Annotated in this window: 13 protein-coding genes; 6 read left to right on the top strand and 7 right to left on the bottom strand. The window is 60.0% G+C overall.

Annotated elements, in window-relative coordinates:
- Nucleotides 1-2: 2 nt before the first annotated feature.
- The 7 genes from ACQZ5G_RS23960 to ACQZ5G_RS23990 all read right to left on the bottom strand — a co-directional run bounded on the left by ACQZ5G_RS23960 (nt 3) and on the right by ACQZ5G_RS23990 (nt 8,594).
- Nucleotides 3-1,727, bottom strand: a complete 1,725-nt coding sequence (locus ACQZ5G_RS23960; RefSeq protein WP_448737850.1) for an FAD-dependent oxidoreductase — start codon at nt 1,725-1,727, stop codon at nt 3-5.
- 120 nt (nt 1,728-1,847) lie between these two features.
- Complete coding sequence (locus tag ACQZ5G_RS23965) at nt 1,848-2,846, bottom strand: aldo/keto reductase (RefSeq protein WP_003519708.1); 999 nt, start codon at nt 2,844-2,846, stop codon at nt 1,848-1,850.
- Nucleotides 2,843-3,817 carry a sugar-binding transcriptional regulator gene (locus ACQZ5G_RS23970; protein ID WP_059757988.1) on the bottom strand — a complete coding sequence of 325 codons (975 nt, stop codon included), beginning with the start codon at nt 3,815-3,817 and terminating at the stop codon, nt 2,843-2,845. Before ACQZ5G_RS23970 ends, ACQZ5G_RS23965 begins: the two co-directional genes overlap by 4 nt.
- A gap of 41 nt (nt 3,818-3,858) precedes the next feature.
- Nucleotides 3,859-4,860, bottom strand: coding sequence for an ABC transporter permease (locus ACQZ5G_RS23975; RefSeq protein ID WP_065656643.1), 1,002 nt, complete (start codon nt 4,858-4,860; stop codon nt 3,859-3,861).
- Between the two features lie 12 nt (nt 4,861-4,872).
- Entirely contained in the window at nt 4,873-6,393 is a 1,521-nt protein-coding gene (locus ACQZ5G_RS23980) for a sugar ABC transporter ATP-binding protein (protein WP_448737851.1), read from the bottom strand.
- 70 nt (nt 6,394-6,463) lie between these two features.
- Nucleotides 6,464-7,480 carry a substrate-binding domain-containing protein gene (locus ACQZ5G_RS23985; protein ID WP_003519712.1) on the bottom strand — a complete coding sequence of 339 codons (1,017 nt, stop codon included), beginning with the start codon at nt 7,478-7,480 and terminating at the stop codon, nt 6,464-6,466.
- 193 nt (nt 7,481-7,673) lie between these two features.
- The gene (locus ACQZ5G_RS23990; RefSeq protein ID WP_448737900.1) at nt 7,674-8,594 is read right to left on the bottom strand and encodes a LysR family transcriptional regulator; all 921 of its coding nucleotides are present in this window, start codon (nt 8,592-8,594) and stop codon (nt 7,674-7,676) included.
- Nucleotides 8,595-8,723: 129 nt separating this feature from the next.
- Here ACQZ5G_RS23990 and ACQZ5G_RS23995 point away from each other — a divergent pair, with 129 nt between their 5' ends.
- The 6 genes from ACQZ5G_RS23995 to ACQZ5G_RS24020 are packed head-to-tail and all read left to right on the top strand — an operon-like array spanning nt 8,724 to nt 15,058.
- Nucleotides 8,724-10,274 (top strand): ABC transporter substrate-binding protein, encoded by a 1,551-nt coding sequence (locus ACQZ5G_RS23995; RefSeq protein WP_448737852.1) that lies wholly within the window; start codon nt 8,724-8,726, stop codon nt 10,272-10,274.
- Nucleotides 10,275-10,297: 23 nt separating this feature from the next.
- Nucleotides 10,298-11,179, top strand: coding sequence for a dihydrodipicolinate synthase family protein (locus ACQZ5G_RS24000; RefSeq protein ID WP_448737853.1), 882 nt, complete (start codon nt 10,298-10,300; stop codon nt 11,177-11,179).
- 33 nt (nt 11,180-11,212) lie between these two features.
- Nucleotides 11,213-12,172, top strand: a complete 960-nt coding sequence (locus ACQZ5G_RS24005) for a nucleoside hydrolase (RefSeq protein WP_196378597.1) — start codon at nt 11,213-11,215, stop codon at nt 12,170-12,172.
- Nucleotides 12,169-13,149 carry a nucleoside hydrolase gene (locus ACQZ5G_RS24010; protein ID WP_448737854.1) on the top strand — a complete coding sequence of 327 codons (981 nt, stop codon included), beginning with the start codon at nt 12,169-12,171 and terminating at the stop codon, nt 13,147-13,149. The genes ACQZ5G_RS24005 and ACQZ5G_RS24010 overlap by 4 nt, the downstream gene beginning before the upstream one ends.
- Nucleotides 13,146-14,120, top strand: coding sequence for an ABC transporter permease (locus tag ACQZ5G_RS24015; protein WP_003519720.1), 975 nt, complete (start codon nt 13,146-13,148; stop codon nt 14,118-14,120). The genes ACQZ5G_RS24010 and ACQZ5G_RS24015 overlap by 4 nt, the downstream gene beginning before the upstream one ends.
- Nucleotides 14,120-15,058 (top strand): ABC transporter permease, encoded by a 939-nt coding sequence (locus ACQZ5G_RS24020; protein ID WP_448737855.1) that lies wholly within the window; start codon nt 14,120-14,122, stop codon nt 15,056-15,058. Before ACQZ5G_RS24015 ends, ACQZ5G_RS24020 begins: the two co-directional genes overlap by 1 nt.
- Nucleotides 15,059-15,061 lie beyond the last annotated feature (3 nt).

Below are 15,061 nucleotides of genomic sequence, written 5' to 3' on the forward strand. Positions count from 1 at the left end.
CATCATGCATTCTCCTTGCATCTGTGTTGAAGCATTGCCGGCGTGACCCCATAAAAAGTCTCCAGCTCATGGATAAGCCGCTGCCGTTCCGCCGCCGCCTGGGTGGCCGGCCAGCCAAGCTCGCGGGCCGTAACGGCGAGGATCGCGTCGATCAGATCGACATCGATGACGCCGGTGATGGCGAGCGTCGTGCGCCGCAGGGCGAGATCGGTCAGGTGGCGCACGTGTTCGAAGCGGATCAGCCAGACGACCTCCGCGGCCGTGATCGGTGATTTTTCTGAAAGCCGCACATCATCCGCACGGTCCCGGCAAAAGCCCATCATATCGAAGGCGCGGGAGCCGTAAGCCAGAGCCAGATGTTCCGCCCGGTCTCCGGCAAGCGAAAACTCCTCCGACAGCAAGGCGGGCAGGGTGCTGGCACCGGTGGGAAAATGCCTGCCGCCGCCGATCGGGCGGTCCATGGTGCCGGTCAGCCGCCGGCGTCCAAGAAAGGCCAGAACCTCGTCGGTCACCTGCTCGCCAAAAGCCCTGAAAGTGGTCCACTTGCCGCCGATCATGCAGAGCTGCGGCGGATCGCCCGCAACGCGGTAGATGAAATGGCTGCGGGAAATTCTTCCGGTAAAGGCGGCATCGCTGCGCGGCAGCGGACGTATGCCGCTGAAACTGAAGACGATGTCGGAATGGGTAATGGCAATCTGCGGAAAGACCTGACGGATGGCGTCGAGAATATAATCCCGTTCCTCGGGCTCGCAGCGCACCCGCTCGGGACGATCCACCTTGATATCGGTCGAGCCCGCGAGAACCCGGCCGAGATAGGGAAAGAGGATACAGACACGATTATCGTCATTCTCGAAGAAGATCATATGGCCGTTCAGGGCCTTCAAAAGCGCCTCGTTGGCGATGATCAGATGCGATCCCTTGGTTCCGGAGACAGTCGGTTTTGCTGTCTCCGCCACCGGGGAAGCGGCCAGCGCGCCAATCGTCTCGTCGATCCAGGCGCCGGTCGCATTGACGACGATCCTTGGGCGGATGGGCAAGGCTTCATCCATGCCCTCCAGCCGAAGACGGTACTCGTCGCCGAGACGGATAAGCTCCGCATAGTTGAGCGCAATGCTTTGCGGCGCATCGGCATGGGTGTCGATCAGAAGCTCCAGTGCAAGCCGCTCGGGCTGGCTGATCCACGCATCGTAATAGGTGGCCGAATATCTGATCTCCGGCGTCAAATCCGGCCAATGCTGCAAAGTCCCGGACGCACTGCGAAACGCGTGACGGGGCAGGATACGGTTTTTGCGGGTGACGAAATCATAGAGCATCAGACCCGCCTTGATCGCGAGAGCGCCCCTGCTTGCGGGTTTTCCGCCGGAGCCGGCAAAGGTTGCCGCCGCGTTGAACAGGCCACTGAAAGTCGAAAAGATCGGGATCGTGGTCGGCAGCGGATGAACCATATGCGGTGCGAGCCTGAGAAGCGCATCCCGCTCCCGCAACGATTCTGCCACGAGGCCGAATTCACCGTTTTCGAGATAACGCAGGCCACCATGGATCATGCGTGAGGGTGCGGCGCTGCAACCGGAGGAGAAATCGTTGCGCTCCACCAGCAGCACCCGCAGCCCCTGCAAGGCGAGATCGCGATAGGCGGCAATTCCGTTGATGCCGCCGCCGATAACGACGGCATCGAAATCACCATCGAGCCGGATACGGCGCAGAGCGTCCTCGCGAAAACTGGGCATAGAAATACCGTTCGCCGGCTGATGACCAGCGTCCCAATGTTGTTGACCGTTTAAAGCGACATGAGAGACGGGACGAAAATGATGCGCTGTTCGCCTGAAGTCCCGTCTCAGCCTACGTAATCAGGTATCGAGCCCCACAAGATGCTCCGCGACACCGGCGCTGATGAGCGCCAGCTCACTCTCCGTGAGGCGAAGACGTGCGGCCGCGGCGTTTTCGACCGCCTGAGCCGGATCGCGCGCGCCGCACAGCGAGAATGTTATGCCCGGTTGCGCAATCGTCCAGGCAATCACCACCTGCGCGACCGAAGCCCCGTGGGCGGCCGCCACCGGTTCCAGCACGCCCATCAACCGTGCAATCTTCTGACGGTTCGCCTGGCTGAAGCGCGGGTTGCCGTGGCGCTGGTCGTCTTCCGCAAAGACCCGTTCAGGCCCGACCTTGCCCGAGAGGAGACCGAGCGCCAGCGACGAATAGCTGAGGACCGAGACATCGTTCTTTCGGCAAAGCGGCAGCAGCGTCACCTCGATATCGCGCTTCACCATGGAATATTCTTCCTGAATGGCATCCAGCGCGCCGGTGGCGACATAGGCTTCGAGATCGCCGGGCGAGACATTGCTTGCGCCGATGGAGCGGATCTTCCCCTCCTCTTTCAGCCGCACCAAAGCCCCGACCGTTTCGGCAATCGGCGTCGTGGCGTCCTGCCAATGGGTCACGTAATGATCGATATAGTCGGTTCCGAGCCGTTTCAGGCTCTCTTCGACCTCATGCCGGATGGAAGCGGCACCGAGATAACGGTGAACGGGCTTGCCATCCTGATGGAAGAAATAAGCACCCTCGTTCACATGCCAGACCAGCCCGCATTTGGTAACCAACACCACCTTCTCGCGCCTGCCGGCAATTGCCTTGCCAACGATGGTTTCCGCAAGCCCCATGCCATAGGCCGGTGCGGTATCGATCAGGGAAATACCCGCATCGATGGAGGCCTGGATGGCGGCGATGGATTGCCGCTCGTCGGTGCCGCCCCACATCCAGCCGCCGATGGCCCAGGTGCCGAGCCCCACGGCGGATGCGCCGATGCCGCTTCTGCCGATCGTCCGGGTCAATATTGCATTGTCCGTCACGCGGTTTCCCCTCCTTCATGATCCAGTAAATAGCCGGCTATCGCCTCGTCCACAACGAGCGAGGTCAGATAGCGGCCGGCAAGCGTGGCCGCCACCGGTCCGGCCTTGATGGCGCCTGCCGCCACACCGATGATATTCGGGCACCGGGCGAGCTGCCCGGGGTCCAGCGCCACCACGCGCGAGTTGAGATCGATGCGCGCCAGCTGCCCGTCCGCCATGGTGAGATGGGCAAGAAACTCGCCGGCAATGCCCGCATCCACCAGCGCCTGCCCGCCACGGGCCGCATCCGGCAGAAGATCGTAATAGCCGGAGCCCGGAGCCTCCACGGAGCCGATGCCGACCAGCGCCACCTGCGCCTGCCGGGCCAGATCGAAGACCTCGCGGATCGATGCGACATTCATCAGCAGATCGCGCTGTTCCTCATCCTCGGCAAACAGCGGCGCATGAACGAGCGATGCGCTGCCGCCGAGCTTCTCCGCCAGTTGCGTGGCGAGATGATTGACATCCGTATAGTGCTTGCCCTGCACGCCGCCGGTCAGCGGCACCACCCGCACATCGAAACGACGCTCCGCCTCCAGATTGTCGACAACGGCACTCACCGCCTTGCCGCCGGTAATCGCGATCACATCACCGTCACGAATGGTCTCCAGCAAATGGTTGGCGGCCACCCGACCCACCATCTGCAAGGCGGTTTCCGGATTATCGGAGACCGTCGGCGTTACCACCGACTGCCTGAGGCCGAAACGGCGGGTGATCTCGTTTTCAAGGTCCACCAGCCTCTGATAGGGACTGGCGATGGTGATCTTCACCATGCCCGCCTTGCGGCCGGCCGCAATCATGCGGTTCACCTTGGTATGGGAAAGATTGAGCCGCTCGGCGATTTCCGACTGCTTCACACCCTCGATGAAATGCAGCACCAGGACGGAATACATCTGCCTCTGTTGATCGAAATCGTCCTTGATATCCAGCATGGTCGTCTTTCTCCAGTTACCCTCGGGCGAGCGAAGGGCGTTCAACGGCGGCGCCTGACCAGATAGTGGTCGAACAGGACCGCAGTCAGCAATATGCTGCCCCTGATGATGTCCTGCCAGTAGACAGACACATTGAGCAAGGCAAGCGAACTGGAAACCACCGAAAGAAGGATCGCCCCAAGGATCGCGCCGAGAATGGTGCCCGAGCCGCCCGAAAGGCTCGCGCCACCGATGACCGCCGCCGCAATCACGTTGAGTTCCATGCCGACGCCGAAGCTGGGCTGGGCAGAACCGAAACGGGCCATATAGATAACGCCTGCAACACCGCACAACATCGAACAAAGCGTGGTGGTGGCGAACACCACCCGACCGACGCGGATACCGGAATAGGCCGCGGCCTTCGGATTGCTGCCGGTATAGAACACCTTGCGGAAGGCGGTCGTGCGTCGCAGCAGCAGATCGAAAACAACGACCACCACCGCGAAGATGATCAGCACCAGCGGAATGCCGCCAAGCGCGCCCTGACCGATGAACTTGAATTCCGGCGGCAGGGAATAGAGCCCAAGCGGTCGCCCGCCCGTCGCCAGCAGGCACACACCGCGCGCAATCACCATGACGCCCAGCGACACGATGAAATGATGCAGGCCGATCACCGTCGTCAGGAATCCCATGGCCATGCCGATCAAGGTCGTAAGGCAGATCGCCAGCCCCGCCGCCACCCATGGGTCGACGCCATTGAGAAACAGCCAGCCAGCCGCCACCATCGCAAGTGCGGTGACGGAGCCAACCGAAAGGTCGATACCGCCAGAGATCAGCAGGATCGTCATGCCCACCACGACGATGCTTTCGATGGCGAAGACCATGGCCATGGCCCGCAGATTGTCCACGGTCAGGAAATACGGAGATATGAAGGACATCACTGCAAAAAGCGCGAGGATGATGACGATCAGCCCGGTTTCGCGCGCTTTCAGCGCCGGCTCCCACCAGGCGGTGCGGCGAACCGCCGTCTCAGCTATGCCCGAAGGTGTTTCCGATGTTGCCATTTTCCCGCTCCCTCAGGCCCTTTCCGGGCTATGCACAATATTGATCGATGCGAGCTGCATGATCTTTTCCTCCGTCATGTCTTCGCCCTCGACCTCACCCGTGATGCGCCCCTCGCGCACGACCAGCACGCGGTCGCTGACACCGATGAGTTCCGGCAGCTCCGAAGAGATGACGACCACACCGACCCCCTCACGCGCCAGTTCCCGGATCTGGCGATGGATTTCCGCCTTCGCGCCCACATCCACCCCGCGTGTCGGCTCATCCAGAAAGATGACCTCCGGCTCCACCGAGAGCATCTTCGCCAGCGCCACCTTCTGCTGGTTGCCGCCGCTCAGGGTCGATACCGCATCGCCGATGCTGTTCGCCCGCAATTTCAGCCGGCGTCCCAGCTCATCGGCGCGCTTCATTTCCTTGCGCCGTTCGATGAAGCCCATGCCGTTCGACACCCTGCCGATATCGAGCGCGGAGACATTCGAGGCGATGGACATATTGAGGAAAAGCCCATCCCCCTTGCGATCCTCGGACAGATAGACCAGCCCCTCGCGGATGCTGTCGCGATAATCCTTGAGCCTTAATGGCCGGCCCCGCAGCATAACCTCGCCTCTCGGCTTCCCCTCCAGCCGGCAGACCCCCCGGGCGATCTCGCTTCTTCCCGCGCCGATCAGCCCGGCAAGCCCCAGGATTTCGCCGCGGCGCAGATCGAAATCGACATCGAAAACCCGCTTTCCTTCGTTCAGGCCCCGCACAGAGAGAATGACGTCATCCGATTTTTCATCCTCCGAAAGCTTTGGCGGGTAGAGCTTGTCGAGCACCCGTCCCACCATGCTGTTGACGACCTCTTCCGGGGAAATATCGGCAATATTCTCCGTCCTGATATGGCAGCCGTCGCGCATCACCGTGATGCGGTCGCAATGTTCGAAAATCTCCGCCATACGATGCGAGATATAGATGATGGCGATGCCCCGTTCCGCCAGCCGGTGCATGATCCTGAAAAGTGTCTGGGCTTCGGTCTCGGTCAAAGCCGCCGTCGGCTCGTCGAGGATGAGGATACGGCAATCGAGTGTCAGCGCCTTGGCGATTTCGACGATTTGCTGTTGCGAAATCGACAGGTCGCCGGCCCGGCGGGCGGGATCGATATCACCGATTTCCCGCAGCACAATTGCCGCCCGCTTTTCGAGATCGCGATAGTTCATGAACCAGGAACGGCTTTGGCCCGTCTGCGACATAAACATGTTCTCGGCGACCGAAATCTCCGGGCAGAGCGCGATTTCCTGATGCACGAAACCGATGCCGAGCCGGTTCGCCGCATTGGGCGAGGATATCTTGACCGGTTTGCCATCCAGCACGATTTCCCCGCCATCCGGCTGCAGAATGCCGTCGATGATATGCATCAGCGTCGATTTGCCGGCGCCGTTTTCACCCGCCAGCGCATGGATTTCGCCACGTCGCAGCTCAAGTGCCGCATTGCGCAGCGCCCGCACGGGGCCGAACGCCTTGTGAATATTCGTCATGCTGAGGATGACCTCACCCATAACGCCCTCCCGAACCTGCTTCCCCTTGTGGCCGGCGAGGCGCAAACCCCGCCGGGTCCAGAGCGACGCGTCAGCGCCCCTTCATATAGTCGTTGAGATCGAAGGAAGCGGCGTTCGCCTTGGTAATGACAGCGAAACCATTGTCCATCGAAGGAACCTGCATCGGGTTGAAGCCGGAAACCTTGTAGTCGTTGAACGGGTCGATCAGGTCCGAATGGGCGCCCAGAAACGTGTTCATGAAACCCATGAAGCCCTGCACGCCCTGATTGGGATTGATGGACATGTAGATATTGCCCTGCTTGATATGTTCCAGCGTAGCCGGGGTGATATCCGCATGCAGGATCAGGACCTTCTTTTTTGCCTCGAGAACAGCGGTGGTCGCGCCTTCAGCCGAACCGGCCTCGGGTATCCACAATGCGCCGAGATTAGGATTGGCCTGCAGCAGGGCGCCAACTGCCTGATAGGCGACATTCGCATCCTGGTTGGTCGCTTGGCGGCCGACCAGCTTCATCTGCGGATAGGTGCGTCCCATATAGTCGATGAGGGCGGTGACGCGCAGATCGTGGTTGCTCTGTCCCGGATTCTCCAGAACGGCATATTCGCCTTTTTCACCAAGTTTCTTGACGATTTCGTCAGCCGCGAATTTCGCCTCGGCAACGTTGTCCGAGGTGATATAGGCGGTGCGCTTCGACTTCGGAGAATCCGCCGCAAAAGTCGTTACCGAAACGCCGGAGCCGATCGCCTTGTTGATCGGTTCGATAAAGGGATCGGCCTGCATCGGATGCAGCAGAATGCCCTTCGGCTTCTTCACCAGTTCCTGCTCGAAAGATGCGATCTGCTTGGTGATGTCATATTCCGGGGTGCCGGTGAAAACGGCCTCGCAGCCGAGCGCCTTTGCGGCCTGCTTGAACCCCTCGAAGACCGGCACCCAGTAGGGGTGGCTGGAAACCATGACGTTCATCACATAGGTCTCACCCGGCTCGCAGGCAAATTTGCCCGCAGCAGCGGTGGCCTGCGAACCGGCACCAGCGGCAATCGTCACGGCTAAAACACCCGCGGCAGCGGTCGATTTCAGAAAAGCCAACATATTCCCCTCCCAAGGATAATGACTTAGTCCGCAATAAATTTTATTCGATGTAATTTATTGCATGTGAATTGGGATAGCCGGAAACCGAGCGGCCGTCAATGCCGTTTGAATTTTATTTTATAATGTGAAATTTATTGCGGATACGAGAATGCATGGAAGGCTGAGGAAATAACCGGGAACGATCCGTATCTCCTCAAGACTCTCGTAATGTTAGATACGAACCAAGGTCTCCTGCGGCGCTCATCATTTGACGGATGCGCTCAATCAACTCATCAAGAACAGCAATTCTCTGCGCACCGATTGGCCGTATCGCGTAGTAGGACACTTCGATCTTCGGTTCGAATGGTATCGCCACCACTTCGGCACCGGCAGAGCGCAGGCTGGTATGATCCACGATGCCAACGCCCATGCCCGCCGATGCAAAGTGGCAGCAGTTCAGCATTGACGTTTCCATCGTGCTTGTCGGTTGGTGATCTTCGATTGAGAAGGCGCGGTCGAGCGCGAGCCTGAGCGGAGAATTGCGGCCAGGAATGAGCACTCGTTCATCGAGAAGGTCATTTGGCGTGACGACCCGGCGGGATGCCAGTCGATGATCTGCCGTCATTGCGGCAACGGCATAGGAACTGTGCAGAGGCGTGGCGTTCTTGTCCGCCATTCTGGGAGAGCCGAAAACCAGCCCGAGATCGTAGCGGTTCTGGTCGACCATATCCCATATATGCCGGCTGTTTTCGACGTCGATCACCAGCGGAATATCCAGCCGGTCGCCAATGGTTTCGACAATCGCCCGATGCAGGTAGGGGCGAACCAGCGACGTCACGCTGCCAATGCGCAGAACGGTGTTCTTGTGGGCGCGTATGTCATCGGCGGCCTGAGCAATCTGATCGAGGCCGAGATAAAGCCGCTCGACCTCCCGATAAAACTGTGTGGCTTCGGCGGTTGGTACCAATCTGGCGCCCACGCGTTCAAACAGCCGCATTTGAACGATCTCTTCGAGATCGCGGATAAGGCGACTGACGGCCGGCTGGGTGACGTTCAGGGCTTCGGCCGCAGCGGTAATGCCACCGGTCATCATCACGGCTCGAAACGCTTCGACCTGCCTTGGTTTCAGTCTCACCTGGTTTCCTTCCATAACATTGCGGCATGGCTTAAGTACAAAATGCAATTTTTCTTTTGCCAGGTAAAACGTTAATTCGTCTTTTACCCGCAGGGAGCGCGGGTCGGACAACCTGGAGGAGTCCCCGTCATGAAGTTTTCTGTTTTCGCAGCCGCATTGGCAGCGTCTGTTTTCGCCATGCCGTTCGCGAGTGAGGCCCGGGATCTGACCGTTGGTCTGTCCGCCTCCACGACGTCCATGGACCCGCAATTTTATGTCGTCGGCCCGAACAGTGCGATGGCGCGCAACATTTTCGATGGCCTCGTCAATCAGGACGACAAGCAGCAGATCCAGCCGGCGCTCGCTGTTTCCTGGAAGATCGTCGATGACAAGACCTGGGAATTCAAGCTGCGCGAAGGCGTGAAATTCCACGACGGCAGCGATTTCACCGCTGAAGACGTGGTCGCCAGCATCAAGCGCATTCCACTTGCCTCGACCAACAGCCCAAGCTCGTTTGCCGCTTACGTGAAGGCTATAACCAAGGTCGAAGTCGTCGATCCGCTGACGGTCCGTATCAAGACTGCCGGCCCAACGCCGCTTCTGCTCAACAATCTCAGTCGTATCGCGATGCTTCCGGCCGAAATGGAAAAGGTTACGACGGGCGAAATGAACACCGGCAAGGGTGTTGTCGGCACCGGCCCGTTCAAGTTCGTTTCCTGGTCGCCGGACGACAATGTCGTTGTGGCGCGCAATGATGCTTACTGGGGCGAAAAAGCTGCCTGGGACAAGGTGACCTTCCGGGTCTTCAAGAACCCGAGCGCGCGCGTTGCCGCCATGCTTTCGGGCGATGTCGACATGATCGAAAGCATCCCGACGGCCGATACCCGCCGGCTTGAGGCATCCGACAAGCTCAAGGTCGTCAACATTGCCGGTAACCGCATCATGTATCTGCACATGGACCAAGCCCGCGAAGAATCGCCTTTCGCCAAGGGTCCGGATGGCAAGAACCCGCTCCTGAAACCGGAAGTGCGCCGCGCTCTATCCCTGTCGATCAGCCGCGAAGCGCTGGTCGACCGCATCATGGACGGGCAGGGCGTGCCCGCCGGCCAAGTCGTGCCGGAAGGTTATTTCGGTTATGATCCCGCCATCAAAGTCGACGCCTATGACCCGACAAAGGCCAAGGAACTTTTGGCGAAGGCCGGTTATCCCGACGGTTTCCAGCTGACCTTCCATGCATCGAATGACCGCTATCCGAACGATAGCAAGGTTGCGCAGGCCATCGGCCAGTTCTTCAGCCGCGTCGGCGTGAAGACCGAAGTAGCCACCCTGCCGGGCAGCGTCTATTTCACCCGCGCCTCGAACCTCGAGTTTTCGTTCATCATGGGCGGCGCCGCCGTCGAAACCGGTGAGGCTTCGGGCGTTCTTGGACCGATCCTCGAGACCTACGGCGAAAAGGCCGGTCAGGGCAATCGCGGTCGTTATTCCAACCCGGAATTCGACAAGGCCCTGAACGAAGCCCGCTCGACGCTCGACGACGCCAAGCGTGAGGAACTTCTGAAGAAGGCCACGGAAATCGCGATGACGGATCTCGGTGTCATTCCGGTTTTCTATCTCGCCAACACCTGGGCGGTGAAGGGCGATATCAACTATGCGGGTCGTTCCGACGGTTACACGCTTCCCTATTACGTGAAGCCGAACTGATCGAAGAAAAGGAGCGGTCCACCATGTCTTTCAGCGGTGTATTTCCCTATCTCGTTTCCCCGGTCGATAGCGCCGGCGAGGTGATGCCAGGTGTGCTGACGGATCTGGTGGACCACCTGGTCGACGCGGGCGTGCATGGTCTGACGCCGCTCGGCAGCACCGGCGAATTTGCCTATCTCTCCCAGGAGCAAAGACGCCGCGTCGTCGATACCGTGATCTCGGCCAATCGCGGCCGGGTTCCCGTTGTCGCCGGCGTGGCGTCGACTTCCACTGCCGACGCCGTTGCCCAGACGGAATATATGGTCGCGGCCGGCGCGGATGGCATTCTGGCGATCCTCGAAGCTTATTTTCCGGTCAGCGACGAGGGTGTGGAAGCCTATTTCACTGCGATCGCCAGGGCGGCCAAAGGCCGTCCGGTGGTGCTCTATACCAATCCGCAGTTCCAGCGTTCCGATCTTTCGTTGCCGGTTATCGAGCGACTGAGCCGGGTCGATAATATCCGCTACATCAAGGACGCCTCGACCAATACGGGGCGCCTGCTTTCCATCATCGAGCGGACCCGCGGCCGGATGGAGGTATTTGCAGCCTCCGCGCACATCCCTGTCTGCGTGATGACGATTGGTGGCGTGGGCTGGATGGCCGGTCCGGCCTGCATCGTGCCCAGGCAGAGCATTGCGCTCTATGAGGCGGCCAAGGCCGGTGACTGGACGCGTGCGATGGACCTTCAGCGGCCGATGTGGAAGGTCAACGAGATTTTTGCGAAATATTCGATCGCCGCCTGCATCAAGACGGCGCTCGATCTGCAGGGTTTTGCCGTCGGTGCGCCGATGCATCCGCAAATGCCGCTCGGCGAAGCCGCGCGAGCGGAAATCGCCAGTGTGCTGCGCGATGTCGGCGCGCTCTGAGTTTTCTGATCCCACACATTGAAGGCATTGAGAATGAAGCCGATTTCGATCATCGTCGATTGTGATCCCGGTATCGATGACACGATTGCCCTGTTGACTGCATTCGTGTCGCCGGAACTTAAGATTCTGGGCATCACGCCGGTCTGTGGCAACCAGCCGCTGGAGCGCACGGTGCGCAATGCGCTGCAGGTCTGCGAACTCGGCAATCGTGCCGACATCCCGGTCTATGCCGGCTGCTTCCGGCCGATGCTGCGTGAGCCGATCCACGGGCAGTTTCATGGCAAGACGGGTCTCGGCAACACCGTATTGCCGGAACCGGTGAAGAAGGCGGAAGAGACGTCCGCCGTCGATTTCCTGATCGACGCGCTGGGCAAGGCCGCCGAACAGGGCGAGCGTATCACGCTCTGCTGCCTGGGGCCGCTCACCAATGTCGCGGTTGCCTTGCGCATGAAGCCACAGATTGCCGAAGGCATCGAACGCATCGTCATGATGGGCGGCGCTTATCGCGAACCGGGCAACCGCACCATGACCTCGGAATTCAACGTTCTGGCCGACCCACATGCCGCACATGTGGTGTTTTCGAGCGGAATTCCGCTTGTTGCCCTGTCGCTGGATGCCACGCATCAGGTCATGTTGAAGCCGGAGCATGTCGCCGAGTTTTCGCGTGTCAGCGGCCGTATTTCCGAAACATTGGCCGAATTGATGGCGTTTTGGGATCGCAACGATGTGCGCCGTTATGGTTCGCGAGGCGGCCCGCTGCACGATCCCCTGGTCATGGCCTATATTCTTGCGCCACATCTGTTCGAAACCCAGAGGGCACGTGTTTTCGTCGAATATGAAAGCGAGCTTTGCATGGGCCAGACGATTGCCGACTGGTACGGCAAGAGCGGCCTGGAGCCGAATGCCGACATCGTCACCAAGGTCGATGCGGAAGGCGTGATCGCTTTCTTCCTCGAGCGCCTGTCGCGTTATGCCGAAAAGGTCGTCGCATGAAACCCCACAAGGTCATCATCGATGCGGATCCGGGCGTGGACGATGCCGCCGCCATTCTGATGGCGCTTGCCTCGCCGGAAATCGAGGTTCTGGGACTGTCCATTGTCGCCGGCAATGTGCCGCTTCGCGATACGGTCGCCAATGCCTGCAAGCTTGTCGGCCTGAGCGGACGGCGTGATGTGCTGGTTTATGCCGGTGCCAGCGGTCCGCTGGTGCGCCAACAGGTCTATGGAAAATATGCCCGCATCGGCGCTTTCGACGATACGCTGGTCAAGGCCGGCGATATCGTTGCGGCGGAAGAAAACGCGGTGCGTTTTATCGTCCGAACGGCGCGGGCGGCGGCAGCGGCAGGCGAGCCGGTCACCATCTGCGCTATCGGGCCGATGACGAATGTGGCGCTGGCGTTGATCCAGCATCCGGACGTTGCCCGCGGCATCCGCCGGATCGTTTCGATGGGGGGAGCGTTCACCGCACTTGGCCATCGCACGCCATGGGCCGAATTCAACATCTATGCCGATCCGCATGCCGCCGAAATCGTCTTCCAGTCCGGCGTTCCGATTGTACTGATGCCGCTCGACATGACCTTCCAGGCGCTGTTTACGGCCAAACATTTTGAACGGTTCCGTGCCGGCGGCGAAGCGGGCGACGCCCTTTTCAATCTTTTCTCGACCTTCGACCGCAGCGACGTCAAACGTTTCGGCCGACCCGGCGGACCGATCCACGATGCGACGACGATCGCGTGGCTGATCCGACCCGAATTGTTTACCAGCCGGGAGGCTTTTGTCGGCGTTGAGGTCACCGGTCTCACGATGGGTTACACCTACGCCGATTTCTACAAGAAGATGGACCGGGCGGCGAACACCACCGTCGTTACCGATGTCGACGAGGCCGGTTTCATCGAATTGCTGATCGAGCGCATCGCCCGCCATGGCGGTGCAGCGCTCGGCAGAAAAACCCTGGGAGGCTCAAGCTCATGAGCGGATATCTTCTAAGCCGGTCGCTACAAACCGTGCTCACGCTTTTTGTCATGTCGGTTCTGGTCTTTGTCGGCCTCTATCTCGTCGGCAATCCGGTTGACGTGCTGCTGAGCCCGACTGCGACACCGGCGGAACGCCTGCAGGTCATCCAGTCCTTCGGCCTCGACAAGTCGGTTTGGGAACAATACTGGCTGTTCCTCACGCGAGCGCTTTCCGGCGATCTCGGCAATTCCTTTGTGTTCAACCAGCCGGCGCTGACCCTGATTTTGAACCGCATGCCGGCAACGCTGGAACTTGCCTTCGTCGCGCTGTTCATGGCGCTCGTTATCGGCATTCCGCTCGGCGTTTATGCCGGCCTCAAGCCGAAGGGCTTTATCTCCAAGTCGATCATGACCTTCTCGATCCTCGGTTTCAGTCTGCCGACATTCTGGATCGGGCTCGTCATGATCATGCTGTTCAGCGTCTATTTAGGCTGGTTGCCCGCATCGGGTCGCGGTGAGACTGTCAACGTCCTTGGCGTGCCGCTCAGCCTCTTCACGTTCGATGGCTTGACGCATCTGCTGTTGCCGGCCTTCAATCTGGCGCTGTTCAAGATTTCGCTGGTCATTCGTCTTACACGCGCCGGCGTGATGGAAACCATGCAGCTCGATTTCGTTCGTTTCGCCCGCGCCAAGGGTCTGCCGGAACGCCGTATCGTTACCGTGCATGTGCTGAAGAACACGCTGATCCCGTTGATCACCGTCATCGGTCTGGAACTCGGCTCGCTGATCGCTTTCGCTGTCGTCACGGAAACGATCTTTGCCTGGCCGGGCATGGGCAAGCTGATCATCGACGCTATCGGCGTTCTCGACCGTCCCGTCATCCTCGCCTACCTGATGATCACCGTGGTGATGTTCAGCATCATCAATCTTCTGGTCGACATTCTGTACTCCATCGTCGACCCCCGCGTTCGCCTTGAGGGGAATTCGTGATGACCGACAACAACAGCTCGACCGTTTCGGTTCATGCCGCCGCAAACAGCGGCGCGAGATCCACCTCGCGTTCCCCCACCCGGGAAGTCGTCCATGCGCTGCTGCACGACAAGCTCGCGCTCGTCGGCATCATACTGGTGACGATCTTTATCGTGGCTGCCATCTTCGCGCCGGTCATCGCACCGCAAAATCCGTATGATCTGGCTCAGCTCGACATTCTCGACGGTCGCCTGCCACCGGGTTCGGAAAGCATGTCGGGCATGACCTATCTGATCGGCACCGACACGCAGGGCCGCGACCTGTTCAGCGCCATTCTCTATGGCCTGCGCACCAGTATCCTCGTCGGCCTCTCCAGTGCGGCAATCGCGCTCGTCATCGGCGCATCGACCGGCCTCACCAGCGCCTATGTCGGCGGCCGGCTGGACTCGGTGCTGATGCGTATCGTCGATATCCAGCTCAGCTTCCCCGCGATCCTGATTGCGCTGATTTTCCTCGCCATTCTCGGCCAGGGTGTCGACAAGATCATTCTGGCTCTGGTGGTGACGCAATGGGCTTATTATGCCCGCACGATCCGCGGTTCGGCGCTGGTCGAGCGCAAACGCGCCTATGTCGATGCCGCCCGCTCGATGGCGCTGCCGGACCGCAACATCCTGTTCCGGCACATCCTGCCGAACTGCCTGCCGCCGCTGATCGTCGTCGCCACCATGCGCGTCGCTTATGCCATCATGCTGGAAGCAACGCTTTCCTTCCTCGGCATCGGCCTGCCGGTGACGGAGCCGTCCCTTGGTCTGCTGATCTCGAACGGCTTCGAATACCTGCTTTCCGGTGACTACTGGATCAGCCTATTCCCGGGCATCGCCCTTCTGTTGCTCATCGTCGCGATCAACCTGATCGGCGATTCCCTGCGCGATATCCTCAATCCGCGTCGTGAGGGCTAAGAT

The sequence above is a fragment of the Agrobacterium sp. 22-214-1 genome (assembly GCF_053522465.1).

Bases quoted from the DNA above. Each gene is read 5' to 3' on its own strand.
- ACQZ5G_RS24005 (WP_196378597.1), top strand. From the start codon at position 11,213: ATGAAGCCGATTTCGATCATCGTCGATTGTGATCCCGGTATCGATGAC.
- ACQZ5G_RS23980 (WP_448737851.1), bottom strand. From the start codon at position 6,393: ATGGGTGAGGTCATCCTCAGCATGACGAATATTCACAAGGCGTTCGGC.
- ACQZ5G_RS24015 (WP_003519720.1), top strand. From the start codon at position 13,146: ATGAGCGGATATCTTCTAAGCCGGTCGCTACAAACCGTGCTCACGCTT.
- ACQZ5G_RS23970 (WP_059757988.1), bottom strand. From the start codon at position 3,817: ATGCTGGATATCAAGGACGATTTCGATCAACAGAGGCAGATGTATTCC.
- ACQZ5G_RS24000 (WP_448737853.1), top strand. From the start codon at position 10,298: ATGTCTTTCAGCGGTGTATTTCCCTATCTCGTTTCCCCGGTCGATAGC.
- ACQZ5G_RS24020 (WP_448737855.1), top strand. From the start codon at position 14,120: ATGACCGACAACAACAGCTCGACCGTTTCGGTTCATGCCGCCGCAAAC.
- ACQZ5G_RS24010 (WP_448737854.1), top strand. From the start codon at position 12,169: ATGAAACCCCACAAGGTCATCATCGATGCGGATCCGGGCGTGGACGAT.
- ACQZ5G_RS23975 (WP_065656643.1), bottom strand. From the start codon at position 4,860: ATGGCAACATCGGAAACACCTTCGGGCATAGCTGAGACGGCGGTTCGC.
- ACQZ5G_RS23985 (WP_003519712.1), bottom strand. From the start codon at position 7,480: ATGTTGGCTTTTCTGAAATCGACCGCTGCCGCGGGTGTTTTAGCCGTG.
- ACQZ5G_RS23995 (WP_448737852.1), top strand. From the start codon at position 8,724: ATGAAGTTTTCTGTTTTCGCAGCCGCATTGGCAGCGTCTGTTTTCGCC.
- ACQZ5G_RS23960 (WP_448737850.1), bottom strand. From the start codon at position 1,727: ATGCCCAGTTTTCGCGAGGACGCTCTGCGCCGTATCCGGCTCGATGGT.